Source organism: Streptomyces sp. NBC_00328 (assembly GCF_036139655.1).
Taxonomy (GTDB): Bacteria; Actinomycetota; Actinomycetes; order Streptomycetales; family Streptomycetaceae; genus Streptomyces.
In genome coordinates this window covers 2,117,283-2,143,460 of sequence record NZ_CP108013.1, presented here as the reverse complement: position 1 = coordinate 2,143,460, position 26,178 = coordinate 2,117,283, and the positions used below count along the sequence as shown (strand labels likewise).

At 70.4% G+C, this 26,178-nt stretch carries 25 protein-coding genes; 10 read left to right on the top strand and 15 right to left on the bottom strand.

Features of this window, described 5'->3' with window-relative positions:
- The first annotated feature begins 12 nt into the window (after positions 1-12).
- From OG485_RS09315 to OG485_RS09300, 4 genes are all read left to right on the top strand, one after another.
- Positions 13-774 carry an SDR family oxidoreductase gene (locus tag OG485_RS09315; protein ID WP_328665724.1) on the top strand — a complete coding sequence of 254 codons (762 nt, stop codon included), beginning with the start codon at positions 13-15 and terminating at the stop codon, positions 772-774.
- Positions 775-1,026: 252 nt separating this feature from the next.
- A complete protein-coding gene (locus OG485_RS09310; protein WP_328665723.1) occupies positions 1,027-2,607 on the top strand; it encodes an ABC transporter substrate-binding protein in 1,581 nt (526 codons plus the stop codon).
- A gap of 177 nt (positions 2,608-2,784) precedes the next feature.
- A complete protein-coding gene (locus tag OG485_RS09305) occupies positions 2,785-3,468 on the top strand; it encodes a uracil-DNA glycosylase (protein WP_326789051.1) in 684 nt (227 codons plus the stop codon).
- Between the two features lie 122 nt (positions 3,469-3,590).
- Complete coding sequence (locus tag OG485_RS09300; RefSeq protein WP_328674290.1) at positions 3,591-4,148, top strand: hypothetical protein; 558 nt, start codon at positions 3,591-3,593, stop codon at positions 4,146-4,148.
- A gap of 143 nt (positions 4,149-4,291) precedes the next feature.
- Here the strand turns inward: OG485_RS09300 and OG485_RS09295 are convergent, their stop codons facing one another.
- On the bottom strand, positions 4,292-4,714 hold the full coding sequence (locus OG485_RS09295) for a hypothetical protein (RefSeq protein ID WP_328665719.1): 423 nt from the start codon (positions 4,712-4,714) through the stop codon (positions 4,292-4,294).
- A 268-nt stretch (positions 4,715-4,982) separates the two neighbouring features.
- Between OG485_RS09295 and OG485_RS09290 the strand changes: the two genes are divergently transcribed.
- Positions 4,983-5,894: a Gfo/Idh/MocA family protein gene (locus tag OG485_RS09290; protein WP_328665717.1), complete on the top strand. Its 912-nt coding sequence runs from the start codon at positions 4,983-4,985 to the stop codon at positions 5,892-5,894.
- Here the strand turns inward: OG485_RS09290 and lnt are convergent.
- From lnt to OG485_RS09255, 7 genes are all read right to left on the bottom strand, one after another.
- Entirely contained in the window at positions 5,812-7,398 is a 1,587-nt protein-coding gene (lnt, locus tag OG485_RS09285; protein WP_328665716.1) for an apolipoprotein N-acyltransferase, read from the bottom strand. The genes OG485_RS09290 and lnt overlap by 83 nt on opposite strands.
- 201 nt (positions 7,399-7,599) lie before the next feature.
- The gene (locus OG485_RS09280; RefSeq protein ID WP_328665714.1) at positions 7,600-8,085 is read right to left on the bottom strand and encodes a nuclear transport factor 2 family protein; all 486 of its coding nucleotides are present in this window, start codon (positions 8,083-8,085) and stop codon (positions 7,600-7,602) included.
- Positions 8,086-8,285: 200 nt separating this feature from the next.
- Positions 8,286-8,465, bottom strand: a complete 180-nt coding sequence (locus tag OG485_RS09275; protein ID WP_151470596.1) for a hypothetical protein — start codon at positions 8,463-8,465, stop codon at positions 8,286-8,288.
- A gap of 304 nt (positions 8,466-8,769) precedes the next feature.
- Positions 8,770-8,961 (bottom strand): hypothetical protein, encoded by a 192-nt coding sequence (locus OG485_RS09270; RefSeq protein ID WP_328665707.1) that lies wholly within the window; start codon positions 8,959-8,961, stop codon positions 8,770-8,772.
- Positions 8,962-9,079: 118 nt separating this feature from the next.
- Positions 9,080-9,481, bottom strand: coding sequence for an NUDIX hydrolase (locus OG485_RS09265; protein ID WP_328665706.1), 402 nt, complete (start codon positions 9,479-9,481; stop codon positions 9,080-9,082).
- 43 nt (positions 9,482-9,524) lie between these two features.
- Positions 9,525-10,400: an undecaprenyl-diphosphate phosphatase gene (locus tag OG485_RS09260; RefSeq protein WP_328665705.1), complete on the bottom strand. Its 876-nt coding sequence runs from the start codon at positions 10,398-10,400 to the stop codon at positions 9,525-9,527.
- A gap of 138 nt (positions 10,401-10,538) precedes the next feature.
- On the bottom strand, positions 10,539-11,000 hold the full coding sequence (locus OG485_RS09255; RefSeq protein WP_328665704.1) for a winged helix-turn-helix transcriptional regulator: 462 nt from the start codon (positions 10,998-11,000) through the stop codon (positions 10,539-10,541).
- 172 nt (positions 11,001-11,172) lie between these two features.
- Here OG485_RS09255 and OG485_RS09250 point away from each other — a divergent pair, with 172 nt between their 5' ends.
- Positions 11,173-12,348 (top strand): thiolase family protein, encoded by a 1,176-nt coding sequence (locus OG485_RS09250; RefSeq protein WP_328665703.1) that lies wholly within the window; start codon positions 11,173-11,175, stop codon positions 12,346-12,348.
- Between the two features lie 39 nt (positions 12,349-12,387).
- On the opposite strand, the gene OG485_RS09245 is transcribed toward OG485_RS09250, so the two are convergent.
- Positions 12,388-13,206 carry a TVP38/TMEM64 family protein gene (locus tag OG485_RS09245; protein WP_328665702.1) on the bottom strand — a complete coding sequence of 273 codons (819 nt, stop codon included), beginning with the start codon at positions 13,204-13,206 and terminating at the stop codon, positions 12,388-12,390.
- Positions 13,207-13,256: 50 nt separating this feature from the next.
- On the opposite strand from OG485_RS09245, the gene OG485_RS09240 reads away from it, so the two are divergent.
- From OG485_RS09240 to OG485_RS09230, 3 genes are all read left to right on the top strand, one after another.
- Positions 13,257-13,991, top strand: a complete 735-nt coding sequence (locus tag OG485_RS09240; RefSeq protein WP_328665701.1) for a DNA alkylation repair protein — start codon at positions 13,257-13,259, stop codon at positions 13,989-13,991.
- A 318-nt stretch (positions 13,992-14,309) separates the two neighbouring features.
- Complete coding sequence (gene tuf, locus OG485_RS09235) at positions 14,310-15,479, top strand: elongation factor Tu (protein WP_328665700.1); 1,170 nt, start codon at positions 14,310-14,312, stop codon at positions 15,477-15,479.
- Between the two features lie 112 nt (positions 15,480-15,591).
- Complete coding sequence (locus OG485_RS09230) at positions 15,592-16,437, top strand: spermidine synthase (RefSeq protein ID WP_328665699.1); 846 nt, start codon at positions 15,592-15,594, stop codon at positions 16,435-16,437.
- A gap of 113 nt (positions 16,438-16,550) precedes the next feature.
- Here OG485_RS09230 and OG485_RS09225 read toward each other — a convergent pair whose 3' ends face one another.
- The 3 genes from OG485_RS09225 to mmsA form a co-directional block, all read right to left on the bottom strand.
- The gene (locus OG485_RS09225; RefSeq protein ID WP_328665698.1) at positions 16,551-17,660 is read right to left on the bottom strand and encodes a sugar-binding protein; all 1,110 of its coding nucleotides are present in this window, start codon (positions 17,658-17,660) and stop codon (positions 16,551-16,553) included.
- 80 nt (positions 17,661-17,740) lie between these two features.
- Positions 17,741-19,039: a multiple monosaccharide ABC transporter permease gene (mmsB, locus tag OG485_RS09220; RefSeq protein ID WP_328665697.1), complete on the bottom strand. Its 1,299-nt coding sequence runs from the start codon at positions 19,037-19,039 to the stop codon at positions 17,741-17,743.
- Positions 19,036-20,583, bottom strand: coding sequence for a multiple monosaccharide ABC transporter ATP-binding protein (gene mmsA / locus OG485_RS09215; RefSeq protein WP_328665696.1), 1,548 nt, complete (start codon positions 20,581-20,583; stop codon positions 19,036-19,038). Before mmsA ends, mmsB begins: the two co-directional genes overlap by 4 nt.
- Positions 20,584-20,800: 217 nt before the next feature.
- Between mmsA and OG485_RS09210 the strand changes: the two genes are divergently transcribed.
- On the top strand, positions 20,801-22,045 hold the full coding sequence (locus OG485_RS09210; RefSeq protein WP_328665695.1) for an ROK family transcriptional regulator: 1,245 nt from the start codon (positions 20,801-20,803) through the stop codon (positions 22,043-22,045).
- Positions 22,046-22,294: 249 nt separating this feature from the next.
- On the opposite strand, the gene OG485_RS09205 is transcribed toward OG485_RS09210, so the two are convergent.
- The 3 genes from OG485_RS09205 to OG485_RS09195 form a co-directional block, all read right to left on the bottom strand.
- Entirely contained in the window at positions 22,295-23,710 is a 1,416-nt protein-coding gene (locus OG485_RS09205; RefSeq protein WP_443048675.1) for an MFS transporter, read from the bottom strand.
- Between the two features lie 159 nt (positions 23,711-23,869).
- On the bottom strand, positions 23,870-24,904 hold the full coding sequence (locus tag OG485_RS09200; protein ID WP_328665693.1) for a hypothetical protein: 1,035 nt from the start codon (positions 24,902-24,904) through the stop codon (positions 23,870-23,872).
- A 114-nt stretch (positions 24,905-25,018) separates the two neighbouring features.
- Positions 25,019-26,110 (bottom strand): hypothetical protein, encoded by a 1,092-nt coding sequence (locus OG485_RS09195; RefSeq protein ID WP_328665692.1) that lies wholly within the window; start codon positions 26,108-26,110, stop codon positions 25,019-25,021.
- Between the last annotated feature and the right edge of the window lie 68 nt (positions 26,111-26,178).

The following is a 26,178-nucleotide window of genomic DNA, read 5'->3' as shown; positions in this document are numbered from 1 at the left end:
GGGGAAACACACATGACCACGCTCCCCGAACTCTCGGGCAAGGTCGCGCTCATCACGGGCGCGAGCCGCGGCATCGGCTACGGCGTCGCGGAGGCCCTCGTGGCCCGCGGTGACCGTGTCTGCATCACCGGCCGCAACGAGGACGCCCTCAAGGAGGCCGTCGAGACGCTCGGCGCCGACCGCGTCATCGGTGTGGCCGGCAAGGCCCACGACGAGGCCCACCAGGCCGCCGCCGTGGAGCGCGCCATGGAGGCCTTCGGACGCGTCGACTTCCTGGTCAACAACGCCGGTACGAACCCGGTGTTCGGGCCGATCGCCGAGCTGGACCTCAACGTGGCGCGCAAGGTCTTCGAGACCAACGTCATCTCCGCGCTCGGCTTCGCCCAGCAGACCTGGAAGGCCTGGCAGAGCGAGAACGGCGGCGCCATCGTCAACATCGCCTCCGTCGCCGGTCTCGCGCCCTCGCCCTTCATCGGCGCGTACGGCGTCAGCAAGGCGGCGATGATCAACCTGACGGTGCAGCTCGCGCACGAGTTCGCGCCCAAGGTGCGGGTCAACGCGATCGCGCCCGCCGTGGTGAAGACGAAGTTTGCTGCCGCACTCTACGAGGGCCGGGAGGCGGAGGCCGCCGCGGCCTACCCGCTCGGCCGGCTCGGCGTGCCCTCCGACATCGGAGGCGCGGCCGCGTTCCTCACCTCGCAGCAGTCGGACTGGGTCACCGGCCAGACGCTCGTGGTCGACGGCGGGATGTTCCTCAACGCCGGAGTCGAGTGACACGAGGGCCGGTCGGACGTTCCCCGCGTGCGGGGAACGTCCGACCGGCCTTTTGTTGAAAGTTGACAAACACTCAGCCCGCGTCGAGCGGTACGGAGTCCGGGTGTCCGGAGTGCCGACGTGTTCACGGGATCCTGACAACGTAGTCACATACATGCTGATCAAGTGCCCTGCCAGGGAAACACGGTTCCCTCGGCAGGGCGCCGCGGTATGGTCTGCCGACCTTGGTACGGCGGATCGAGGAGCGTGTACGTGTTCAACCGGAACCGATACCTGCGACAGCTGGCGGCGATCACGTCCATAACCCTGGTGGCCGGGTGCGGTGCCTTCTCCTCGGGTTCACCGGCCGACAAGGGGCCGATCGTGGTGGGCACCACCAGTGCCCCCAGCACCCTGGACCCGGCGGCCTCCTGGGACGGATCGTGGGAGCTGTTCCGCAACATCTACCAGACGCTGCTGAGCTATCCGACCGGCTCGGTCACCCCGCGGCCCGACGCCGCCGAGAAGTGCGGGTTCACGGATGGAACCAACACCGTCTACCGCTGCAAGCTGCGCCCGGGCATGACGTTCTCCGACGGCGACCCGCTCGACGCGTCGGCCGTCAAGTACTCGATCGACCGCATCAGGAGGATCGGTGTGAGCGGCGGACCCGCCGGGCTGCTCGGCAGTCTCCAGCGGGTCCAGGTGCTGGGCGGCCGTGACGTCGTCTTCCACCTCGGCAAGCCGGACGCCACCTTTCCGTTGGTGCTGGCCACGCCGGCGATGTCGATCGTCGACCCCGACGACTACCCTGCCGACGCCCTGCGCGAGGACGGCAAGGCCTTCGGCTCCGGGCCCTACACACTGCGCTCCTACACGGAGGGCAAGCAGGCCGAACTCGTCAGGAACGACCACTACGACGGCTTCGCCGAGCGCAGGAACAGCGCGGTGACGATCCGCTACTTCCAGGACTCGGCCCAGTTGGTCGGGGCTCTCAGGGACAAGAAGATCGACGTCACCTACCGTGGCCTCGCCGCCTCGGACGTCGTCGCCCTCCAGGGCCACGGCGACGGCAAGGGCATCCAGCTCATCGACGGGGCGGGCACCGAGATCAACTACCTGGTCTTCAACCCCAGGGACCCGTGGGCGGGGAAGCCCGCCGTCCGCCACGCGATCGCACAGATCGTCGACAGACCGGCCATCGTGCACAAGGTCTACCAGGACACCGTCGACCCGCTCTACTCGATGGTCCCCGCGGGACTGACCGGGCACACCACCGGCTACTTCGACCAGTACGGCAGCCCCAGCCCGTCCAAGGCCCGCAGGATCCTGCACGACGCGGGCATCGACGAACGCGTCCCGCTCACCCTCTGGTACACCACCGACCGCTACGGCTCCGAGACCGCCCCGGAGTTCAGCGAGCTCAAGCGCCAGCTCGACGGCTCCGGGCTGTTCACCGTCACGCTCAGGAGCCGCCCCTGGAAGACGTACGAAGCGGGCTACCGCAGCGGCGAGTACCCGGTGTTCGGCCGCGGCTGGTTCCCCGACTTCCCCGACGCCGAGAACTTCATCGCGCCCTTCGTCGGGGAGCGGAACGCCCTCGGGACGCCCTACCCGGCCCCGCGGATCACCGACGTCCTGCTGCCGGAGTCGCGCCGTGTGCGCGATCGCGGGGAGGTGGCCGAGGAGTTCGAGGAGGCCCAGCGGATCCTCGTCGACGACGCCCGGCTGCTGCCCCTGTGGCAGGGCAGGCAGTATGTGGCCACGAGCGAGGAGATCTCGGGCGGAGAGCGGGCCCTGGACCCCTCGACGATCATGATGATGTGGGAGCTGGACCGCAAGACCAGCTGGTAGCGGCCCCGGGGACCGGGTGACGCAGGGGCGACGGACGGCCCGCCCGCGTACCCCCGCGGTGCGTGCGGAGGCATACCGTACCCGTCATTCGGCCTCCGCACGGGCCCGGGACCGATTGTCAGTGGGCGACGGTAGGTTCTGTGGTCTGGAAGTCACCGCACATCGAAGGAAGTTGACGTGACCGATATCGCCATGTTGCCCGAGTCCTGGCGCGGAGTCCTGGGCGACGAGCTTCAGCAGCCCTACTTCAAGGAACTCACCGAGTTCGTCGAGGAGGAGCGCGCGAAGGGTCCCGTCTACCCGCCCAGGGAGGAGGTCTTCGCCGCGCTCGACGCCACTCCGTACGAGCGGGTGAAGGTGCTGATCCTCGGCCAGGACCCGTACCACGGCGAGGGCCAGGGGCACGGCCTGTGCTTCTCCGTCCGTCCTGGAGTCAAGACCCCGCCGTCGCTGCGGAACATCTACAAGGAGATGAAGGAGGAGCTGGGCACCCCGATCCCGGACAACGGCTATCTGATGCCGTGGGCCGAACAGGGCGTGCTGCTGCTCAACGCGGTGCTGACGGTCCGCTCCGGCGAGGCGAACTCGCACAAGGGCAAGGGCTGGGAGAAGTTCACCGACGCGGTCATCCGCGCGGTGGCCGACCGCCCCGACCCGGCCGTCTTCGTCCTCTGGGGCAACTACGCGCAGAAGAAGCTCCCGCTGATCGACGAGGAGCGGCATGTGGTGGTGAAGGGGGCGCACCCCTCACCCCTGTCCGCGAAGAAGTTCTTCGGCTCGCGTCCCTTCACGCAGATCAACGAGGCCGTGGCCGCCCAGGGTCATGAGGCGATCGACTGGAGCATCCCGGACCTGGGCTGACCGCCGAGCCGCTGGCCAGGACCGTCACCGGCCTGGCCCAGCGGCGTACGGGGGCGCCTGAGCGGGATTGTCACCGGCTGCGGCTAGCTTCGTGAGGGACAGTGACGAGCCTGGAGGACGCGGTGGCGGAGCAGCAGGAGCAGGCGGCGCCGGACGCCATGATGACCCGGATCGGACAGGCCGTCATGCTGCACCACGCCGGTGACCGCGAGGAGGCCCGGGGCCGCTTCCTGGATCTGTGGGGGGAGATCGGGGACGGCGGCGACGCACTGCACCGCTGCACGCTGGCGCACTACATGGCCGACACCCAGGACGACCCGGCCGACGAACTCGCCTGGGACCTGCGGGCCCTGGCGGCGGCCGAGGAACTGAGCGAGGGCAGCGCCGCCGAGCCCCACCAGTCGCTTGCCGTGCGCGCGTTCTACCCCTCGTTGCATCTGAACCTCGCGGCCGACTACGCGAAGCTCGGCCGTTCGGAGGCCGCCCGCACTCATCTGCGCCGGGCCCGCGGTGCGGCCGGCGCCCTCGCGGACGACCGTTACGGGGACGGCGTCCGCGCGGCGATCGGCCGCCTGGAGCTGCGGCTCCGGGACACCGGCACCGCGGCGGAGGCCGGCGGATCCGGCCGCTTCGACGGACCGGGCGGTGAGACCCTGGGGCCGCCGAGACAGCGGCCCTGAACCCCGCCCCGCCCGGCATGTCCAGGGACCGAGCGCCGGTGCGCCGGTCCACGGGACGTGGTGCTGCGGTGCTCAGGTGTTCCGGTGCCGGGTTCCGGCCTCGGTGGGTCCCGGGGTACGGAGCCTTCCCCGGGTCGGCGCCGTCATCGTCCGTACGTCTTCGCGCAGATGACCGCCTGCGGGCTGTCCGCGTTCCAGCCCCCGTACTTCCTGCCGAGCGCGCACACGTCCGGATGCTTCCCCAGGTCGGGGACGCCGGGCGGAACAGCCGTACGGTGCCTGGGCTGCTGCGGCTCGGGACGCGGGAGCTGACGGGCGTGCCGCGGAGGCGCCGGGGGTGCCACCGCCCGGGGCGGGGGAGCCACCCGGTGCCGGGCCGCCGCGTCGGGTGAGGGTTCCCGAGAGGGGCCGACGCGCTGCAGCGCCTCCCGGGCCGGAGCCTGCACGGTCCGGGGTCCCCCCTTGCTGTCCGGATGTGGCGCGGTACGCCCCGCCGGGGCGGCGGGAAGTCCGGAGGCGGGCTGCCGCTGGACGGTCACACAGCCGGTGAGGGCGGTGACTGCCACGGCGACCAGGAGCGTTGCGGAAGTCGTCGTTCGATGCACCCGCCCAACTCTGCTGGTTCCGGACCGCTTCCAGGGAGCGGAGAGGCGCAGGATACCCCCGCACGGGTGATCCTTCCGCTCCTCCGGCGGGCACGGACGTCGGCGGGCTGACAGGCTGAACACCGTCCGCGCCCGTGCCGTGGGCCTTTCGCGCGAACACCGGCCGTGGGGCCGAGGCGGCGGCCGTATGCTTCCGACGGACCCGCGTCGGCGACTGAAGGAGACTCCTGTGAAGGTCGGCTGCATCGGACTCGGCGACATCGCGCAGAAGGCGTATCTGCCGGTGCTCGGCGTGCAGCCCGAGATCGAACTGCATCTCCAGACGCGGACGCCGGCCACGCTCGACCGGGTCGCCGACAGCCTGCACCTGCCACCGGCCCGGCGCCACGGCGACCTGGAGGCGCTGCTGGCCCAGGACCTCGACGCGGCGTTCGTGCACGCGCCCACCGCCGCCCACCCGGAGATCGTCACCCGGCTGCTGGAGGCGGGCGTACCCACGTACGTCGACAAGCCGCTGGCGTACGACCTGGGCGAGTCGGAGCGGCTCGTGCGGCTCGCGGAGGAGCGGAACGTCAGCCTCGCGGTCGGTTTCAACCGGCGTCACGCACCCGCGTACGCGCAGTGTGCCGAACACCCCCGCGAGCTGATCCTGATGCAGAAGAACCGCACGGGGCTGCCCGAGGAGCCGCGCACCATGGTCCTCGACGACTTCATCCACGTCGTCGACACCCTGCGCTTCCTGGTGCCGGGTCCGGTCGACGACGTGACGGTGCGGGCCCGTGCCGAGGAAGGGCTGCTGCATCATGTGGTGCTCCAGCTCGCCGGGGACGGATTCACGGCACTCGGAGTGATGAACCGGCTGAGCGGGTCGAGCGAGGAGATCCTCGAGGTCTCGGGCCAGGACACCAAGCGGCAGGTGGTCAACCTCGCCGAGGTGATCGACCACAAGGGGCAGCCGACCGTGCGCCGGCGCGGCGACTGGGTGCCGGTGGCCCGACAGCGCGGCATCGAGCAGGCGGTCCTCGCCTTCCTCGACGCCGTGCGCTCGGGAAAGGTGCTCAGCGCCCGGGACGCGCTGGCGACTCACGAGTTGTGCGAGCAGGTGGTACAAGCGATTCAGGAGCGGTCCGCCGCAGCCTGAACGTGCGGGCGCCTTCCGCCACGCACAGTGCCGCCATCACCAGCAGGGCGCCGTGCACCGGCCAGTCGCCGAACCGGACGTAGGGCGTCACGCCCCGGGCCAGCGGCACGTCGTAGACCGTCGCGCCGCTCGTGTTCGTGCCGAGCCAGGAGCCGATGCGTTCGCCGTCCGGGCCGTAGACGGCGGAGACGCCGGTGAGCGTCGCGTGCACCATGGTCCGGCCGGTCTCGGCGGCACGCAGCGCGGCGAGCGAGGCATGCTGCTCGGGGGCCCAGCTGTGCTGGAAAGTCGACGTCGAGGACTGGGCCACCAGCACCTCGGCGCCGTCCTGGGCGAGGCGGCGGCTCATGTCGGGGAACGCCGACTCGAAGCAGATCATGGGACCGACGCGCAGCCCGTGCCCGACGTTCATCACCACCTGTTCGGTGCCCTGCCTGCGGTCCTCGCCCGCGGCCTTGCCGACGGAGGTGGCCCAGCCGAGCAGGGAACGCGCGGGCACGTACTCGCCGAACGGGACCAGCCGCATCTTGTCGTAGCGGTCGCCGGTCGTGCCGTGCGGCCCCACCAGGACCGAGCTCTTGTAGATACCCGGCCGGTCGGAGCGGCGCGCGTCGACGTTCACCAGGATGTCGGCGCCGACCTCGCGGGACAACGCCGCGACGCGGAGCGCGAGACCGGGCCGGTCGGCCAGGTCGAAACCGACACTGCTCTCGCCCCAGACGACCAGGTCCGCGCCCTGGCCCGCGAGTTCACGGGTCAGCTCCTCCTCACGCGCGAAGCGCTTGTCGCCGCTCGTGCTCCCGTCCACGACACCGGGCTGCACGACCGCGATCCGCACCCGGCCGTCGATGTCCGGGCGCGGCGACCACACCCAGGCCGCCGAGGTCGCGGCGGCCGTCACGACGAGTCCGGCCACCGCGGGCATACGGGACTCACGCACCGAGACCAGCACGGCGACCACGACGTTGACCGCCACGACCAGGAAGCTGAGAAGCCACACCCCGCCGACCGAGGCCAGCCGCAGCGCCGGCTCCACCTGCCACTGACTCGATCCGAGCAGACCCCAGGGACCGCCCAGACCCTGCCAGGAGCGGGCGAGTTCCACCATCAGCCACCCCGACGGCAGGACGAGGAGGGCGGCACCGACCCGGCCAGGAGACGGCACCCCGGCCAGGAACCGCCGGACGAGCCAGCTCCACGGAGCCCACAGCGCGCCGAGCAGCGCCGCTATGACCACCGTGAAGACATGCAGGCTCGGCAGCAGCCAATGGTGCACGGCCAGGATGAAACCGAACCCGCCGAACCAGCCGTCGTACGCGGCACGCCTGCCCGTGGGGGCCGAGCGCGCCAGGAGGATCCAGGGCACCAGAGCCACGTACGCGAACCACCACCACGACGGGGCGGGGAACGCGAGCATCGGCAGCGCGCCCGCCAGCGCGGCGACGACACCGCGCCGCCAGGGGGAGACCAGCCATGGGCCGAACGCACGGTCGGGCCTGTTCATCCTTCGCCTCCCTGCCCCGAGGTGTCTCCAGTGTGCGCGTCGGCGGCGATCTACGACAGGGGGCGTGGTGATCAGAAGGGGGCGCGCCGTTGGGCGGGCGCCCCAGAGCGTGGAGGCCGGGCGGAAACCCGCCGGTGGCCAGGCATCCCGGGGCGTGGAGGCCGGGCGGGAACCCGGGGGCAGGGACCGGGCGCCGGTGACTCAGGTGTTCGCGGGTGTGTGCCGGGGCTCTGGCATCCGGCGCCATTTCTCCTGGACGACCACCTGGCGCAGCCGCCAGCCGTCGTGGGTGCGCAGCAGGCCGAAGGTGTAGCGGCCGCCGCACACGAGGTCGGGCGCGGTGGAGTCGCCGTCCTGCCCCGCGAACCGCATCGGATTGATGTAGTCCGCCCGCACCTCGGCCGTGTCGCCGGTGTCCTGGTCCAGGACGTCGAACCTGACCCGCCGGTTGACGATCAGATGCTGGCGCATGGCGAACAGGTCCAAGCTCTGCGCGAGCCACTCGGCGACCTCGGCCGCGTCACCCTCGATGCCGCCGGCCGAACGGTAGTCGGCGCGGCCCTTCGGTGCGAACAGCCCCCGGTATCCCTCCCAGTCGCCGTCGTCCACGGCCACCGCGTACGCGGTGACGATCTCGTCCACGGAGAACCGGTCCAGCACGGTCGCGAGCTCCACACGCTGCGTCATCGGCTCAGTGTTGGCCACTGTGCTTCCCACGCCAAGGGGCTGGGCGGGGGTATTCCGGGTCCGGCGGCGTTCGGTTCGGCGTCGCTCGTACGGTCGCGGGGGCTCGTGGGACAAGCGGCGGCCGGGCTCGGGAGGAGTCCGTGTGGTGTCACGGGGGTCGGCGGGCGGTGAGCCTGTGCGTGGCGGAAGCTCGGAGGGGCCTACGCCGCTTCGATGATCTCGCCGCGTATGGCCTCGGCCCACTTCACGATCAAGAGCTCGTACTCCGCCCGCTCCTGTGCGGACAGGGAGCCGCCCGTCCGCGTCCACAGGGCGCGGATCTGTTCGTTCAACGCGGCGGCAGACCGCACGGAACCAGGCGGAGTGACATCGGGGGACATGCGGACCAGCCTAGGCGCAAGGACTGACACTGCGCTACCGGGCGGCTACTCAAGTCGTATGTGCTGCGTCACGGTGTTTACGCGCGAAGCCTCTTCGGTGGCCGAACTCCTTTGCCGGTGGCTTGAGTTGGTCGTGGTGGCAACTGTTCCCCGGGAGGGGGTCGATCGGCCGGGGAACGTGCGGGCCCGTCGCCGGCGGCATCCACGCGAGACGGGCGGGATGGCCGGGACGGGCCGGACGGACGGGTTCGCCGGGACGGGCCGGGCGGTCGATGCCGGGGTGTGTCGTCGATGCCGGGGGGTGTCAGGGTGTCAAGCGTTCGGCCCGCCCGTCTTCCCCCGTTTCCATCCGTTCCGCCCAGACTCGCGCCGCGAGCGCCTCCGCCTCCTCCTGAGGAATACCGGCGCTCACCAGGATGACCCCGCGGCTGCCGTCCGGGAACTTCACACTGCGCGCTTCTGTGCCCAACCGGCCCAGCGCGGGATCTTTCGGCATGCTCCACCTCCAGTCGGAGAGACCACGCTAAAGCGCCGCAACACGAACCGCAGAAGCGTTCGGCCAGACGGCCTACCGCCACGGTCGCCGCGGCACGACGGGTACCTGGAGCGCCGTTTCAGTGTGGCAGCACGTCGGAGAGGTACTTCCGCACGGGCTCGAAAACGCCGTCCGGAACCAGCCGGTGAAGGTCCCCGAACCGTGCCCAGGTGACCTCCGCCACCTCCCGCGGAGAGGCCGCCCAGGCTTCACCGGACACGAGACGGCAGGCGACGTAGACCACCCGCCGACCGGTCACCGGATGTACGCGCTCGCCCAGCAGCGGCCCCGGCTCCACGGTGACCCCCGTCTCCTCCAAGGCCTCTCTGGCCGCGGCGTCCGCCGGAGACTCGTCCGCCTCGACCTTCCCCGACGGGAACGTCCAGAGAACCGAACCCGCGGGCACGCTGCGGCGCATCATCAGCACGCGCCCGGCGTGCACGATCACCGCGCCGGCGACCGTCGCGTCGTCAGTCGGCATACGGCCTCGGCTCTCCCTCGGGGAGCGGCGATCAGCGCTCCGCTCAGCCGGACGACTCGGCCGCGTGGGGGCTGAGGACATCGGTGCCGACCAGGCCGATGATGACGAAGCCGAGGACGATCCGGTACCAGACGAACGGCATGAAGCTCTTGTGGGAGATGAACTTCATGAACCACGAGATGACGGCGTATCCGACCGCGAAGGCGATGATCGTCGCGAAGACGGTGGGCCCCCAGGAGACATGGCCCTCAGCGGCCGCGTCCTTGAGTTCGAAGACGCCGGAGGCGAGGACGGCCGGCATGGCGAGGAGGAAGGAGTAGCGGGCCGCCGCCGCACGGCTGTAGCCCATGAACAGGCCGCCACTGATGGTCGCGCCGGACCGGGAGACGCCGGGGACCAGGGCCATGGCCTGGCAGACGCCGTACAGCAGGCCGTCCCGGGTGTTGAGGTCCTCGAGTCCCTTGCGCTGCTTGGCCGCCCGGTGCCTGCCGCCCGACTCGTCGCGGGCCGCGAGCCGGTCGGCGATGCCTATGACGATGCCCATCACGATCAGCATGGTGGCGGTGACCCGCAGATCGCGGAACGGCCCCTCGATCTGGTCCTTGAGCGTGACCCCGAGCACCCCGATCGGGATGGAGCCGACGATCACCAGCCACCCCATCTGGGCGTCGTGGTCGCGGCGCATCGCCTTGTCGGCGAGCGAGCGGAACCACGCCGACAGGATCCTGCCCACGTCCTTGCGGAAGTAGATCAGCACCGCGGCCTCCGTGCCGAGCTGCGTGATCGCGGTGAACGCGGCACCGGGGTCGTCCCATCCCGCGAAGGCGGCGGTCAGCCGCAGATGCGCGCTGGAGGAGACGGGAAGGAATTCGGTCAGCCCTTGGACGAGCCCGAGGACGAGGGATTGAAACCAAGACATGAAGTTACGTGGTCCAAGTGCTGATCGCGGAAAGGGAGATGGGCACGCCCGATCGCGGTGAAAGGCGATCGTGGACGCTGAGGGAAGCCTAACCGCCGCCGGTGACAGCCCGGCCATGGGGGTTTCGGGGTGCGGTGGCTACTCCGACACGGGGCCCGTCACCGTCCAGCCCGGGACTTGGGGGTGGGAGGTGAGGGACTCGTGCCGGACCTGCTCGCCGCATTCCCGGCAGACGACCTGGGGGACCAGTTCGTGGCCGCAGGTGTGCTCCAGCACCATGGGCCGGAAGCCGCCCTCCTGGAGGTGCCGGTCCCCCCAGGACATCAGCATCAGCAGGACGGGGCTCAGTTCGAGGCCCGCCGGCGTGGGCCGGTACTCGTAGCGCTTGGGACGGTCGCTGTACTCCGCCTTCTCCAGCAGCCCGGCGTCGACGAGGCGCTTCAGCCTGGCGGTCAGCACGTCGCGAGGAGCGCCGATGTTGCGTGCGAGCTGGTCGAAGCGTGTGGCGCCGAGCGACACCTCGCGCAGGACCAGCAGGGAGTACTTCTCCCCGACGAGGGCGAGCGTCGCGGCGATCGAGCAGGGGCGGGGGTCCTTCATGCCGCCAGTCTACGAAGGTGGGTTGGATGTTCCAACTCACTGGGTTACTCTTGGGTCACTTAGTGGGTTTGGAAATCCAACTCACTTGCTTCGGTGGCCGGCCCGCCCGGTCGCCGGTTCACCGACCTCAGAGATCCGACCGAAGAGATCCGACCGACCTGAGAGGCATCCGATGCGTGACGCCGTGATCGTCGAAGCCGTACGCACCCCCGTGGGCAAGGGCAAGCCGAACGGTTCGCTCGCCCACGTCCACCCGGTGGAACTCCTCGCCCACACCCTCCGCGCGCTCGTCGAGCGCTCAGGGGTCGACCCGGCGCTGATCGACGACGTCATCGGCGGCACCGTCGACCAGGTCGGCGAGCAGGCCATGAACACCACCCGCTACGCCGTGCTCTCCGCGGGATTCCCCGAGACGGTCCCCGCGACCACCGTGGACCGCCAGTGCGGGTCGTCGCAGCAGGCGGTGCACTTCGCCGCTCAGGGCGTCATGTCGGGGGCGTACGACATGGTCGTGGCCTGCGGCGTGGAATCGATGAGCCGTGTGCCGATGTGGTCCAACGTGCCGGCGGGCGCGGACCCCTTCGGGCCCGGGGTCGCGGAGCGCTACCCCGAGGGCCTGGTGCCCCAGGGAATCAGTGCCGAGCTCATCGCCGCCAAGTGGGGCATCGCCCGCGAACGGATGGACGACTTCGCGATCGGCTCGCACCTGAAGGCGGCACAGGCGTGGGACGGCGGCCTGTTCGACGCGGAGGTCGCGCCCCTGGAAGGCCTGGTCCGGGACGAGAGCGTCCGCCCCGGCAGCACCCCCGGGATACTCGCCGGACTGAAGCCCGCGTACTACGACCCCGGCTTCGCCGAGCGCTTTCCGCAGATCGACTGGTCCGTCACGGCCGGGAACGCGAGCCCGGTCAACGACGGCGCCTCCGCCGTGCTCATCACGTCGAGCGAGACCGCCGCCCGCCTCGGCCTGCGGCCCGTCGCCCGGCTGCACAGCTTCGCCGTCACCGGTTCCGACCCGCTGCTGATGCTCACCGGTGTCGTCCCGGCCACCGAGAAGGTGCTGCGCAAGGCCGGTCTCGACCTCGGTGACATCGACCTGTTCGAGGTGAACGAGGCTTTCGCCGCCGTCGTTCTCGCCTGGCAGCAGGAGACGGGTGCCGACCTGTCCAAGGTCAACGTGCACGGCGGAGCGATCGCGATCGGGCACCCGCTCGGCGCGAGCGGCACCCGCCTGACCACGACCCTCGTCCACGCGATGCGCGCCCGGGGTGCCCGCTACGCGCTGCAGACGATGTGCGAGGCGGGCGGACTGGCGAACGCGATGATCCTGGAGGCCGTGCGTCCGTAGCGGGCGCGTTCGGTCCGGCGTACCGGTGCCGTGCGTGTCTCAGCGGCCGCGCAGGTGGTGGCGCTTGCGCCAGGCCACCACCGTTCCGACCAGGGCCGGGACCGTGATCAAGGCCATCGCGATCAGGAACGCCGGGGAGGTCGGTGACGACGCGCGGGCCCCGGCGACGGCGTACGCGGCGGTGTTCGGGATCGAGCCGAGCGCCGTCGCGGCCAGGAAGGGCAGCCAGCCCATGCGGGACACGGCCGCGCAGTAGTTCGCCGCCCAGAACGGCACACCGGGGAACAGCCGGGCCGCCATCATCGAGCGGAAGCCGTGCCGGCTGAGCTGGCCGTCCGCGGCCTTCAGCCAGCGGGCCCGCAGCAGCGACCGCAGCGCGTCCTGCCCGAGAATCCGGCCGAGCCCGAAAGCGGCCCCCGCGCCGAGCACCGTGCCCACCAGCGCGGTTCCCAGCCCCAGCTGGGAGCCGAACACGGCTCCGGCCGCCAGATTGAGCAGCGGCCGGGGCACGAAGGCGACCGTGCACAGCCCGTACGCCACGGTGAACGTGACGGCCGCCGCGGCGCCGCCGAGCTGGGGCGACCAGCCGTCGGCGAGCAGTCGCTGCGGGTCGAAGAGCAGCACACTCGACGCCGCCGCCGCGAGCAGCACGACCAGCAGCGAGAGCCGCGACCACGGCGAGAGCAGCGCTCTCAGGAAGCGGGAGGCCGGGTCGGCGCGTACGGCGGTCGGGACCGCGGGTGCGGCGACGGAGATCTCCGGGCCGCCGACCGGGTCGGCGGCGACGGTGAGCTCCGTGGCGGCGGCCTGGGGAGTGGCCGTGGCGGTGCCCCCAGAGCGGGTGGTGGCATCGAGCATTCCGGTGACACTAGCCGACGCGTGTGTGTGATCGCCGTATGGTTCGTCTCATGGGCGTCACAGCTTCCGGAACGTCGGGTGCGCGGTTCGACGTGCCGGACAGCGTGCTCGCGGACACTCTCCTGGAGCGGCTCACGACCGTGTATCCGGCGGCGGCCGACCCACGGCGGGCCGCGTCGATGCGCGCCTACATGAAGGACATCGCCCCCTTCCTCGGGCTGACGACACCCGAGCGCCGCACCCTGTCCCGCACCGTGCTCCTGGACACCGCCCCGCCCGACGAGCGGGACTGCACCGCGCTCGCCCTGCGCTGCTGGCGACTGCCGGAACGCGAGTACCAGTACTTCGCCGTCGACTATCTGCGCCGCCATGTCTCACGCCTGTCGTCGGGCTTCCTGCCAGTGGCCAGGCATCTCGTCTCCACCGTCTCCTGGTGGGACACCGTCGACGCGCTCGCCGCGCACGTGGTGGGAGGACTGGTGGCCGCCGACCCGCGCCTGCGCACCGACATGGACGCCTGGATCGAGGACGACGATCTGTGGACCGCCCGTACGGCGCTGCTCCATCAGCTCCGGTACAAGGAGGCCACCGACACCGGGCGGCTCTTCGCGTACTGCGTCCGGCAGTCCGGCCATCCCGACTTCTTCATCCGCAAAGCCATCGGATGGTGTCTGCGCGAATACGCCAAGACCGACCCGAGCGCCGTACGGGACTTCGTCGCCGCGCAGCGGGCGGGACTCGCGCCGCTGTCCGTGCGTGAGGCGCTCAAGAACATCGGTCCCTGAGACCGCCGACGCCCCTCGCGTCACACCGGTCCGCGGGGCACCGAAAATCGTTCGACGCGGCGGGACACGTCGGAGATGATCTCCTCATGTTCCGGTACGCCTTCCTCCTCGCAGCATCCGCAGCCGCGGACGCGCCGAAGGCTGCCGTCCAGATCATCACGGCAGCCGTCGACGGCGCCCGAAGCTGACCCTTCCCGGATCGTCCGGCGGACCCCGCAGGGGGAGGGTCGGTAACTCCTGGGGGTCCCCGTCCCGGCCGGAACGCGCCGGGGCCATCACTCAGCTCCGCTGACACCGAAGAGGCTTCGAGGAACAGTCATGCCCAAGACGGCTTACGTGCGCACCAAACCGCATCTGAACATCGGCACCATGGGTCACGTCGACCACGGAAAGACCACCCTGACCGCCGCCATCACCAAGGTCCTCGCCGAGCGGGGTTCCGGCACCTTCGTCCCGTTCGACCGCATCGACCGGGCGCCGGAGGAGGCCGCCCGCGGCATCACCATCAACATCGCGCACGTCGAGTACGAGACCGACACCCGGCACTACGCGCACGTGGACATGCCGGGCCACGCCGACTACGTCAAGAACATGGTCACCGGCGCGGCCCAGCTCGACGGGGCGATCCTCGTCGTGTCCGCGCTGGACGGGATCATGCCGCAGACCGCCGAGCACGTCCTGCTCGCCCGGCAGGTGGGCGTCGACCACATCGTCGTCGCCCTCAACAAGGCCGACGCGGGGGACGAGGAGCTCACCGACCTCGTCGAGCTGGAGGTCCGCGAGCTGCTCTCCGCGCAGGGCTACGGCGGCGACTCCGTACCCGTCGTACGGGTGTCCGGCCTCAAGGCCCTTGAGGGGGACCCCCGGTGGACGGCCGCGATCGACGCGCTGCTCGACGCCGTGGACACCTACGTGCCCATGCCCGAGCGCTATCTCGACGCGCCGTTCCTGATGCCGGTCGAGAACGTGCTCACCATCACCGGACGCGGAACGGTCGTCACCGGTGCCGTGGAGCGCGGCACGATCCGTGTCGGCGACCGCGTCGAGGTGCTCGGCGCCGGCGTCGACACGGTGGTCACCGGACTGGAGACCTTCGGCAAGCCCATGGAGGAGGCGCAGGCCGGCGACAACGTGGCGCTGCTGCTGCGCGGTGTGCCCCGCGACGCGGTCCGCCGCGGGCACATCGTCGCCGCGCCCGGCAGCGTCGTGCCCAGCAGTCGCTTCACGGCGCGGGTCTACGTCCTGTCGACGCGCGAGGGCGGCCGTACGACAGCGGTCTCCACCGGCTACCGGCCGCAGTTCTACATCCGCACCGCGGACGTGGTCGGCGACGTCGACCTCGGCGAGCAGGTCGTCGCCCGGCCCGGCGACACCGTCGTCATGACCGTCGAGCTCGGTCGTGAGGTGCCGCTGGAGCCGGGCCTCGGCTTCGCGATCCGTGAGGGCGGACGCACGGTCGGCGCCGGGACGGTGACGTCGGTCGGCTGACGCACGGCCGGACCCGGGATCGGGGCCCGCCACACCCTGGCGGGCCCCGATCCCGGTCCGGTCGCCGCGCCCGGCCCCGTGGGCGTCGCCGTGGGTACCGCACAATGGACCCGTGAACGAGCCGATACCCGTGATGCGGGCCGTGGACCACGGGACCGCCAAGCTGATGCCCGACGTGGACCGCGAGCGGGCATGGCTGCTGACCGTGGACGGCGCACCCCAGTCGTACGTCGATCTGGACGAACCGACGTACCTGGAGTTCGAGTACACCCGGCGGCTCGGGCACGTGCTGGACACGGTGGCGGAACCGGGACGCGCTCTGGACGTGCTGCACCTGGGCGGCGGGGCGCTGACCCTGCCCCGCTACGTCGCGGCCACCCGGCCCGGTTCACGCCAGGACGTGATCGAGGCGGACCAGGGACTGCTGGCCATGATCGGCGAGTGTCTTCCGGTACCCGGCGGCACGGGCATCGCACTGCACCACGCCGACGCCCGCGCCTGGATCGAGGCCGCCGCCCCGGGCTCCGCCGACATCCTGATCGCGGACGTCTTCGGCGGCTCGCGCGTACCGGCACATCTGACGTCCACCGCCTACGCGAACGCCGCCGAGCGCGTGCTGCGCCCCGACGGCGTCTACCTCGCCAACCTGGCGGACGCCGCCCCCTTCGCTTTCCTCCGCTCCCAACTCGCCACGTTCTCCACGGTGTTCGAGGAGATCACCCTCATCGCCGAACCCGGTGTGCTGCGCGGGCGGCGCTTCGGCAACGCAGTGCTCGTGGCCTCCCACCGACCGCTCGACACGGCGGCCCTGGCCCGCCGTACCGCCGCCGACGCCTTTCCCGCACGCGTCGAACACGGCTTTGGGGTACGGAAGTTCATCGGCGGAGCCGCTCCGGTGCGCGACGAGGACGCGGTTCCGTCACCGGAGCCGCCCCATGGATCCTTCGGTATCGGCTGAGGCCCGCCCGGCGGCGGACACCGGGTGTCCGCCGCAGCCCGGGGGAACGACCGAGCGCCGCTGTCCCGCACCCGGTGGACTCCGGGCCGGTACAGCGGCGCTGGGGGATTCGCCTACTTGGTGAGAGGCGACAGCTTCGGGTCGTTGGCGTAGGCCTCGGCCGCGTTCTCCTTGGTCACGATGACCGGCGGGAGAAGGTAGGACGGGACGACCTTGGAGCCGTTGTCGTACGACTTGGTGTCGTTGATCTGCGGCTTGTCGCCCTTCTGCAGGGACTTGACCATGTTGACGGTCTCGGCGACGAGCTTGCGCGTGTCCTTGTTGATGGTCGAGTACTGCACACCGGCCATGATCGACTTGACCGACTCGGCCTCGGAGTCCTGACCGGTGACGACCGGGACCGGCTTGCCGGCGCCCTTGATCGAGGTGATGATCGCGCGGGCGAGGGTGTCGTTCGGCGACAGGACACCGTCGAGCTTGGTGGAACCGTGGTACGTCGAGGTCAGCAGTCCGTCCATGCGCTGCTGGGCGTTCTCCGCCTTCCAGCCCTGGGTCGCGGTCTGCTTGATGTCCGTCTGGCCCGATCCGACAACGATGTCGCCCTTGTCGATGAGGGGCTTCAGCACCTCCATCGCGCCGTCGAAGAACACCTTGGAGTTGTTGTCGTCCGGCGAGCCGGAGAACAGTTCGATCTTCCAGGGGCCCTTCGGCTTCTTGGCCTTCATGCCGTTGATCAGGGCCTGGCCCTGCAGCTGGCCGACCTTGAAGTTGTCGAACGCGATGTAGTAGTCGACGTCCTTGGTGTTGGTGATGAGGCGGTCGTAGGCGATGACGGTGGCGCCCGCCTCCTTCGCCTGGGCGACCTGGGTGGAGAGCTGCGCGGCGTCGGTCGCACCGATGACGATCACCTTGGCACCCTTGGTGACCATGGAGGAGATCTGCGCCTGCTGGTCCGCGACGGTGGTCGAGGCACCCGCGTACTGCACGTCCGCCTTGAAGCCGGCGTCCTTGAGGCCGCTGGTGAACAGGTCACCGGCGAGCACCCAGTTCTCCGAGGTCTTCGCGGGCAGCGCGACCCCGACGAGGGAGTTCTTCGCGAATCCCTTGGCGGCGGCGCCCTTGTCCGAGGAGGAGCCCTCGCGTTCGTTGGAGCACGCCGTGCCCAGGCCGAGCAGTGCGACGGCGCCGACGGCGGCGATGCCTCTGATGATGCCTCTGCGCATGGTGGAATGAGCCTTTCTTACGGTGGTGCGGGGTGAGTGGCACGCCGTGGGACACGGCATGATCGGTGACGACTCGGCGTTCAGCCTGCGACCTTTGCCTTGCCGGTGTCGGAGACCGGATCCGGCGGATCGGCCGGGCCGTTCGCCTCGTCCCGCTGGAACGGGCGGGCCAGTGTCCCGATGATCGAGAACCGGCCCTGCTTCTTGCTGTAGACGTCGAACGCGACGGCGAGCAGGAGGACCAGGCCCTTGATGATCTGGACCATGTCGGAGCCGACGCCCTCCAGCTGCAGCCCGTTGTTGAGCAGGGCCATGACCAGGCCACCGACGATCGAGCCGCTGATGGTTCCGAGGCCGCCGGAGACCGCCGCGCCGCCGATGAAGACGGCCGCGATGGCGTCGAGTTCCCAGCTCAGCCCGTCCTGCGGGCCGGAAGCGGCGGACCGGGCCACGAAGATCATGCCGGCCAGTGCGGCGAGCACGGACATGTTCATCATGACGAGGAAGTTGACCTGCTTGAGCTTCACACCGGACAGCTCGGCCGCGCGGGAGTTGCCTCCGACGGCGTAGATGTGCCGGCCGCCGATGGTGTTGCGCGTGTAGTACGAGTACACGAGCACCAGGACGACGAGGATGATGCCGGAGATGGGGAGGCTCGTCCCGACGCGGCCGCCGGCGAACCGAAGCGTCGCGAAGACGATGACGCCCACCATCACGGCCAGCCGTATCCCCGCCACCCACAGGGGCGCGGTGTCGGCGTTCATCTCGCGCCGGGTCCTGCGTGCCTTCCCTTCCCGCCACGCCACACCTAGGCAGGCGGCCAGACCGAGCAGCAGGGTCAGGTTGTTGTATCCGGTCTCCGGTCCGACCTCCGGGAGGAACCCGGCGCCGATGTCACGGAAGCCGCTGGGCACCGGCACCGTGTCGGCGTTGCCGATGTACTGGTTGCCGCCGCGGAACAACAGCATTCCGGCCAGCGTGACGATGAACGCAGGCACCCCTACGTAGGCCACCCAGAAGCCCTGCCAGGCGCCGATCGCCGCGCCGACGAGCAGGCCGAGCACGATGCCCAGGGGCCACGGTATCGAGTACTCCTGCATCGCCTTGGCGACCACGATTCCGGTGAACGCGGCGACCGAGCCGACCGAGAGGTCGATGTGGCCGGCGACGATCACCATCAGCATGCCGATGGCGAGGATCAGGATGTAGGAGTACTGGCTGACCACGGCGATGAGGTTGCCGGAGGTCAGGGTCAGCCCTCCCGTCCAGATCTGGAACAGCACGACGATCGCCACGAGCGTGGAGATCATGCCGAACTGGCGGGCGTTGGAGGTCGTACCTCCGAAGAGGTTCTTCTGCAGCTCTGTGATGCGGCTCATGTGGTCGCTGTCTTCGTGAGTGAGGTCATCTTCTTCATGAGGAGTTCGGGGTTCGCGTCGCGCCGCGTCACCTCACCGGTGATGGCACCTTCGAACACGGTGTAGATGCGGTCGCACAGTCCGATGAGCTCGGGCAGCTCCGAGGAGATGACGATGACGCCCTTGCCCTGGCCGACGAGCCGCTGGATGATCCCGTAGATCTCGTACTTGGCGCCCACGTCGATGCCACGGGTCGGCTCGTCGAGGATCAGCAGGTCGGGATCGGTGAACATCCACTTCGCGAGGACCACCTTCTGCTGGTTGCCGCCGGAGAGTTTCACGACCCCTTCGTCGACGCCGGGGGTCTTGATCTTCAGGCTCTGGCGGTACTCCTCGGCGACGCGGTGCTCCCGCACCGGATCGACGACCCGGCGCCGGGCGATCTTCGACAGCTTGGCGGCCACCATCGAGGTCTTGATGTCGTCCAGCAGATTGAGGCCGATCGACTTGCGGTCCTCGCTGACGTAGGCGAGACCGTGTCCGATGGCCTCCGCCACCGACTTCAGCTGGATCTCGCTGCCGTCCTTGAAGACCTGGCCGGAGAGGTACTGGCCGTACGAGCGGCCGAACAGGCTCATCGCGAGTTCGGTGCGCCCCGCGCCCATGAGTCCGGCGAAGCCGACGATCTCACCACGCCGGACAGTGAAGCCGGAACCCTTGCACACGAGCCGGTCGTCCGAGCTGGGGTGCCGCACGGTCCAGTCGCGGACCTCGAAGAACACCTCGCCGATGTCGGGCGTGTGGTCGGGGAACCGGCTGTCGAGTTCGCGGCCCACCATGCCGCGCACGATGCGGTCCTCGTTGACGCCGTCGGCCTCGACGTCGAGGCTCTCGATCGTCCGGCCGTCCCGCAGGATGGTGATGGTGTCGGCGACCGCCTCGATCTCGTTGAGCTTGTGGGAGATCATGATCGAGGTGATCCCCCGCTCGCGGAAGCCGCGCAGCAGTTCCAGCAGATGCTGCGAGTCGGCCTCGTTCAGGGCCGCCGTCGGTTCGTCGAGGATCAGCAGCTTGACGTCCTTGGCGAACGCCTTGGCTATTTCGACGAGTTGCTGCTTGCCGACGCCGATGTCCTTGATCAGCGCGTCCGGGTCCTCCTGGAGCCCGACGCGCTCCATCAGCTCCAGGGCCCGGCGTTGCGCGGTCTTCCAGTCGATCGAGCCGCGCCTGCGCGGCTCGTTGCCGAGAAAGATGTTCTCGGTGATCGACATGTTCGGGACCAGTGCCAGTTCCTGGTGGATGATGACGATGCCGGCCTGTTCACTGGCCCGGATGTCGTGGAACTGGACGTTCTCGCCCCGGTACACGATGTCGCCCGTGTAGCTGCCGTGCGCGTGAACGCCGCTCAGCACCTTCATCAAGGTGGACTTGCCGGCGCCGTTCTCGCCGCAGATCGCATGGATCTCGCCCTGCTTCACCACCAGGCTGACGTCTGCCAGGGCCTTCACACCCGGGAACGTCTTGGTGATCGCCCGCATCTCCAGCAAGACCTCGGGCCGGCTCATGAGCAGAGCCCCACGCCGCGGAGGCCGCGCCGAGCACGCGGATCCGGGCGTTGTGGGATACGACATTTCGTGGACATCAACTTGCCTCCGATGACACGGCTCGTGTCTCCAGGTCCTGCGTGTTCGTCTGCGGCCGGACTTTAAATCCATTTGTTTTACTAAGTCAACGGCCCAGGCGGCGGTATCGTCGTCGAGCTGGCACAAGAGAGGACGATTCGTGCGGCAAGCAGGAACAAATCTCCCCAAGGTCGGGCGATATAACCGGGCGGTGGTCCTCGACCAGATCCAACTCACGGACGGCATCAGCCGGGTCGAGATCGCTCAGCGGACCGGCCTCACCCCGCAGACGGTCTCCGGCATCGTGCGCCGGCTGCTGGGCGAGGGGATCGTGCGCGAGGACGGAGCCAGCCGGGTCGCCAGTGGCGGCAAGCCCCGCACCACCTTGCGGATCAACGCCGACGCGGGCTGTGCCGTCGGGCTCGTGCTGGACCCGGTCGAACTCACCTGTGCCGTGGTCGACCTGCTGGGCCGGCCTCTGGTCGTCATCCGGCGGCCCACGCCGCCCGGCACCGACCCGTCGCACGTCGTGTCGGCCATGGCCGAGCTGGTCGCCGATGTGCTCGACGAGGCGAAGGTGCCGCGCGAGAAGGTGCTGGGACTGGGACTCGCCACACCTGGACCGATCGACCAGGAGCTCGGCATGATCGTCGCTCCGCCCCAGCTCGCGCACTGGACGCGGGTGCCCCTGCAAAGCATGCTGAGCGAGGTCACCCGTCTGCCGGTGACGCTGGACAACGACGCCACCGCCGCCGCCATCGGCGAGCGCTGGTCCGGGGTGGGCAAAGGCGTCGCGAATTTCGCCTACTTCTACCTCGGCACCGGCATCGGCGGTGGCCTGATCCTCAATCACCAGGTGTACAGGGGAGGCTCGTTCAACGCGGGCGAGTTCGGCCACTCGTCGGTGCTGCCCGACGGGCCGGAGTGCTACTGCGGCAACCGGGGATGCCTGGAAGGGCTGGTCAATCCCTCCGCGATCGTCTCCGAGACGCATCGCCGACTTGCCGCCGGTACCGGCGGAGACAGTGCGCTGTCGCACATGTTCGACCGGGATCCGGCCTCCGTCGACCATGCCGCGATCCGGTTCGCGGCGGGAGCCGGCGACCCCGTCGCGACCGCGGTCATCGACGAGGCCGCGGGACATGTCGCCTCGCTCGCGGTCAGCATCGCCAATTTCATCGACGTGGACCTCATCATCCTGGGCGGCAACGGCATCCACCACGTGGAGTCGCGATACGTCGGCATCGTCGCCGAAGCGCTGGCCGGCAGACCGCTGGCCCGCCACATCCGTACGGTGCAGGTCGCGGCGTCCCCGCTCGGTGCGGACGCCGCCGTCGTGGGCAGCGCCGCGCTGGTCCTGCACGCGACGTACTCTCCCCAGCTGTCCTCGCTTCTGTCCGACTGAGGGGGCGGGCGGGACGCGGTTGCGGCCCGGGGGTGATGCGATCGCGACTCGTCGGGGTCGGCAGTACCGCCGGCACTGCTGGGACCGCCGGATCGGCTCGGCCGCCGAGTGCGGCCGAATGCCTGCCGGGCGCGGGGGATGCCGGACGGGCGCGGTCGAATGTCCGCCGGGTGGGGTCGAGAAGGCCGTAGCGGCCCGCTCAAGCCGGACGGTGGGGCTGCTCCGGTGGGTGACGAGGCCGCGGGTTCGTCACCCGAGGCGCCCGACGGAGTCGACGGAGCCCTCGGCATCGGCCGGCGCCCGGCCGGCGTCGGACACCGGGGTGCCCTGTGCCACCGGCCGGGACCGCCGCGTCAGATTCCGGACGTCCGGGACGCACAGCACCGCCGCCGTGACCACCACGACGAGCGTCGCGCAGCCCCACAGCGCGGGCGTCCGGCCGAAGGCCTGCTCCGCCGGGCCCGCCAGCGCCGTGGCCAGCGGGACCATCGCGATCGAGCCGAACCAGTCGTACGCCGAGACCCGCGAGAGCTTGTCCTCGGGGATCTCCTGGTGGAGCGCCGTCATCCACGACACACCGAAGACCTCGATCGCCAGACCGCTGACGAACATCACGGCGTACAGCGGTCCCACCGGCAGGGGGACCGCGAGCGCGGCGGCGGGTGCCGCGAGCGGGAAGACGCACAGGGTGCCCGCGAGCAGCAGGCGACGGGGCTTCCAGCGGGTCATGAGCAGCGCGCCGCCCACGGTCCCGGCGCCGAACGCGCCGAGCGCCAGACCCCAGGGTCCCGCCCCGCCGAGACTGTCCCGGGCGACCAGCGGACCGTAGACCGCGTCCGCGGCTCCGACGACCGCGACCACCACGGAGAACTGCGCGACGATCGTCCACAGCCAGGGCCGTCCGACGAATTCGTGCCAGCCGTCGCGCAGGTCGGCGAGCAGACCGCCGCCCGGTTCACGCGGCGGTATGTGGCTCACGTCGAGGAAGCAACGCAGCGCACCGGCGACCGCGAAGGCGACCGCGTCCACGGCGAGCACCCAGCCCGGTCCGATCACGGCCACCAGCGCGCCGCCCAGGGCCGCGCCGCCGAGGCCCGCGCCCTGCATCGCCATCCGGAACATCGCGAACGCGCGGCTCGCCTGCTCACCGCGGACGGAGGACATGAGCATGCCCTCGGCGGCCGGGTTGAAGAAGGCCTGCCCGGTGCCGCCGAGCGCGGACAGCAGCATCATCTGCCACAGCCGTGCGTCGCCGGAGACGACCAGTACGGCGAACGCCGCCTGCGACACACAGTTGAGGGCGTTCGCCGCGACCATCACCCGATGCCGTGGCAGCCGGTCCGCGACCGCTCCGCCGATCAGCAGGAAGAGCACCAGCGGCAGCGTGCGCGCCGCGGCCACCAGGCCGACGTCGCCTCCGTCGCCGCCCGCTCCGAGCACCGCGAACGCCGCGGCGATCAGCGCGCCCTGGCTGCCCAGGTTGGTGACGACCGCGGCGGCGGTCAGGAGGGTGTAGTTCCGGCCCGCCCAGGAGGGGCGGCGGGAGGGTCGGGCGAGGTCGGCGGCTGAGGTCACCGGGAGACTATCGCCGCCCGGTGCCCGACTTGCCAAACCCGTGCTTGAACACCCTTCCGGGCGCTCATGCCGCCCGGCATCGGCACGCATGCGCCGACCGGCCCACCGGGCACCGGCCCCGCATGCGCCGGCGCCCCCGTCCCTCGTGCGCGCCCACGGCAGCGGCGGAAGAACAGGCTCCGCTCAGCCGGGACTGCGTTCCGGCCGGGGACGGGAGCCCGTTCCGGAGTCGCGCGCCTCGGCCGGGGCTCAGGAACCCGTCGGCTCGCCGTGCAGCCGTACGGTGCTGAGGATCTTCCGCACGGTCGCGTCCGGGATCTCCTCGGAGACACCCTTGGCGCCGTAGAGGGTCCAGGACACGAAGTCGCCCGCCGAGTTCTTGAAGGCGAAGGTGGTCGCCTTGCCGTCGGAGTCGCACTTGCCCTTCTTGACGACGCCCTTGGAGTACGTCGTCGCGACGCTGCCCTTGATGCCCGCGGCCGTGGTGTACGCCTTGGGCTTGCCGATCTTCAGCAGCTTCTTCGAGGCGTCCTTCTGGTCGGTGTAGCCGCCGAAGACCCACCACGCGGAGTCGTTGCGCGCCACGTCGTCGGTGTTCTTGGCGCCGCTCTGGCCCTTGGTGCCCGAGGCGGCGAGCGAGGTGTCCTCGGTGCGGCCGTCCTTGTTCGCGTCGGACGTGCACCACTTCTCCTTGAGGAACGCGGGCGCGGACATGCCGATGAGCAGGGAGCCGTCGCCCTTCTTGTCGTCCTCGAAGCCTATGAAGGTGCCGGAACTGCTGACACTCCATTCCGGCGGAACGTCGAAGGCGGTGCCCCACTTCGGGTTCACCACGACCTTCCAGCCGTCGACCGTCGCCTTCTCGCCGTCGCCGCCGCGCGGGTTGGCCTCGCTCGCGCTCGCCGACGCTGAGGCGGACGCCTTCGGGGACTTGGAGGTGTCCCCGCCGGCCTTGTCGTCCGAGTCGCCGTTTCCGCCCAGGACGAGGAAACCGGTGACCCCGGCGGCGATCACGACGGCAAGGGCCGCGACGATCGCGGTGATCTTCGTCTTGTTGCCGCCACCGCCGTTGCCGCCGGGCACCTGGGGCGGGCCGAGGGGATCCGACGGCGCTCCCCACTGCGGCTGCCCCGGCTGCTGTCCGTACGGGCCGGGCTGCGGGTACCCCGTCTGCTGGTATCCCGGTTGCTGATACGGATTCGGCTGCTGGTAACCCGGCTGCTGATACGGGTTCTGGTCCTGCGGGTTCTGCTCGCCCCCGGGCGGCTGCTGTCCTGGCCACATGGCTGGTAACGATAGAGGGGCCTGTGACCGGGGTGCCACGGCGGTCCCCGAAACGACGACGCCATCAGACCATTTGTCCCATTGATCCCGGCTCGGCACGTGTCTGATGCCGGCTCAGGACCCCGTCGGGTCACCGTGCAGGCGGACGGTGCTCAGGATCTTCATGATGGTCGCGTCGGGGATCTCGTCCGTCACGCCGGTGGCTCCGTAGAGATTCCACGCGACGTAGTCGCCCGCGGAGTTCTTGAATCCGAACGTGACGGCCTTGCCGTCGCTCGCGCACTTCCCCTTCCGGGGCGTGTTCTTGGACCTGGCCCAGGCGACGCTGCCCGTGACGCCCGATTCCGTGGTGTACGGCTTGGACTTCTTGTCGAAGGTGAGGCTCTTCTTGTCCGGTTGGGTGTAGCCGCCGAACACCCACCAGGGGACCTGGTTCACGGCGACCTCGTCGGTGCTCTTCGCCCCGCTCGCGCCCTTGGTGCCCGCGGCGCCGAGCGCGGTGTCCTCCGTACGGCCGTCCTTGTCGCCGTCGGTGGTGCACCACTTGGACTTGAAGTAGGCGGGCGCCGACATCATGATGAGCGGCTTGTCGTCCGCCTTGGCGTCGTCCTTCTCGAAGCCGATCGAGGTGCCGGGCGACGCCACCTCCCAGTCCGCGGGGACGTCGAAGGCCGTGCCCCGCTTGGGGTTGACGACGACCTTCCAGCCGGGGACGGTCGGCTGCTCGGCGGCCCCGCCGCGCGGGTCGCTGTCGGAGGGGGAGGCGCCCGGGCTCTTCGGAGCACTCGCCGGGGGCTTCGAGCCCGCGCCTTTGCCGCCGTCGCCGGCCCGGTCCTCCTTCCCGCCGCCGAGCAGGACGGCGCCGGTCACCCCGGCGGCCACGACCACGGCGGTGGCCGCCACGACGGCGATCACCTTCGTCCGGTTCCCGTTCCCCCGCGGCGGCACGGATCCGCCCGCGGGGGCGGCCGCATCCCACGGCTGCCGCCCCGGTCGCGTTCCGTACGGGCCGGGCTGCTGCGGCCGCTCCGGCTGCTGTCCGTACGGTCCCGGCTGCGGGTACCCCGTCTGCTGGTATCCGGGCTGCTGATACGGGTTCGGCTGCTGGTACCCCGGCTGCTGGTACGGGTTCTGCCCCTGCGGGGTCGGTCCCTGCTGTCCCTGCGGGTTCTGCTCGCCTCCGGGCGGCTGCTGTCCTGGCCACATGGGCAGTCACGTTAGTGGCGCCTGTGAAACGTTTCTGTCACCGCGTTTCGTCAGGCCTGTACCGGAGT

Excerpts from the sequence above, each read along its gene's own strand:
- OG485_RS09315 (WP_328665724.1), top strand. The coding sequence starts at position 13 with ATGACCACGCTCCCCGAACTCTCGGGCAAGGTCGCGCTCATCACGGGC.
- lnt (WP_328665716.1), bottom strand. The coding sequence starts at position 7,398 with ATGAACAGGCCCGACCGTGCGTTCGGCCCATGGCTGGTCTCCCCCTGG.
- OG485_RS09280 (WP_328665714.1), bottom strand. The coding sequence starts at position 8,085 with ATGACGCAGCGTGTGGAGCTCGCGACCGTGCTGGACCGGTTCTCCGTG.
- OG485_RS09275 (WP_151470596.1), bottom strand. The coding sequence starts at position 8,465 with ATGTCCCCCGATGTCACTCCGCCTGGTTCCGTGCGGTCTGCCGCCGCG.
- OG485_RS09270 (WP_328665707.1), bottom strand. The coding sequence starts at position 8,961 with ATGCCGAAAGATCCCGCGCTGGGCCGGTTGGGCACAGAAGCGCGCAGT.
- OG485_RS09265 (WP_328665706.1), bottom strand. The coding sequence starts at position 9,481 with ATGCCGACTGACGACGCGACGGTCGCCGGCGCGGTGATCGTGCACGCC.
- OG485_RS09260 (WP_328665705.1), bottom strand. The coding sequence starts at position 10,400 with ATGTCTTGGTTTCAATCCCTCGTCCTCGGGCTCGTCCAAGGGCTGACC.
- OG485_RS09255 (WP_328665704.1), bottom strand. The coding sequence starts at position 11,000 with ATGAAGGACCCCCGCCCCTGCTCGATCGCCGCGACGCTCGCCCTCGTC.
- OG485_RS09250 (WP_328665703.1), top strand. The coding sequence starts at position 11,173 with ATGCGTGACGCCGTGATCGTCGAAGCCGTACGCACCCCCGTGGGCAAG.
- OG485_RS09245 (WP_328665702.1), bottom strand. The coding sequence starts at position 13,206 with ATGCTCGATGCCACCACCCGCTCTGGGGGCACCGCCACGGCCACTCCC.
- OG485_RS09240 (WP_328665701.1), top strand. The coding sequence starts at position 13,257 with ATGGGCGTCACAGCTTCCGGAACGTCGGGTGCGCGGTTCGACGTGCCG.
- tuf (WP_328665700.1), top strand. The coding sequence starts at position 14,310 with ATGCCCAAGACGGCTTACGTGCGCACCAAACCGCATCTGAACATCGGC.
- OG485_RS09225 (WP_328665698.1), bottom strand. The coding sequence starts at position 17,660 with ATGCGCAGAGGCATCATCAGAGGCATCGCCGCCGTCGGCGCCGTCGCA.
- mmsB (WP_328665697.1), bottom strand. The coding sequence starts at position 19,039 with ATGAGCCGCATCACAGAGCTGCAGAAGAACCTCTTCGGAGGTACGACC.
- mmsA (WP_328665696.1), bottom strand. The coding sequence starts at position 20,583 with ATGAGCCGGCCCGAGGTCTTGCTGGAGATGCGGGCGATCACCAAGACG.
- OG485_RS09205 (WP_443048675.1), bottom strand. The coding sequence starts at position 23,710 with ATGCGTGCCGATGCCGGGCGGCATGAGCGCCCGGAAGGGTGTTCAAGC.
- OG485_RS09200 (WP_328665693.1), bottom strand. The coding sequence starts at position 24,904 with ATGTGGCCAGGACAGCAGCCGCCCGGGGGCGAGCAGAACCCGCAGGAC.
- OG485_RS09195 (WP_328665692.1), bottom strand. The coding sequence starts at position 26,110 with ATGTGGCCAGGACAGCAGCCGCCCGGAGGCGAGCAGAACCCGCAGGGA.